Origin of the sequence: Paraburkholderia sp. SIMBA_027 (assembly GCF_046535315.1) — a bacterium.
Classification (GTDB): Bacteria; Pseudomonadota; Gammaproteobacteria; order Burkholderiales; family Burkholderiaceae; genus Paraburkholderia; species Paraburkholderia tropica.
Genome location: NZ_JAWRWY010001350.1, coordinates 1 through 246, shown reverse-complemented (window position 1 = coordinate 246; position 246 = coordinate 1). Strand labels below are relative to the sequence as shown.

The following is a 246-nucleotide window of genomic DNA, read 5'->3' as shown; positions in this document are numbered from 1 at the left end:
ATCGGTGACGGCGGCGCAGGCATCGGAAATGACGGTGACGAAACGTCCGGCGTCAATGGCGCCAAGCGCAGTGGACAGGACGCAGCAGTCAGTGGCTACTCCGGTCAGGATCATTTCCGTCCCTTCCGGGACGAGGGCTGCCAGCTGTGGCCCCCACTTGGAGAACGTCGACGCGTCAACTACCGTTGCCCCGCCTCGGACATCCAAGGTGATGTCCCAGGCGTTGGCATCGGCTGGGTATCGCAT

At 63.4% G+C, this 246-nt stretch carries 1 protein-coding gene; it reads right to left on the bottom strand.

What is annotated here, in order from left to right; all coding sequences use genetic code 11:
- Nucleotides 1-246 (bottom strand): cysteine hydrolase family protein (locus SB764_RS43580; RefSeq protein ID WP_410867250.1); only part of this gene is annotated, 246 nt, incomplete at its 3' end.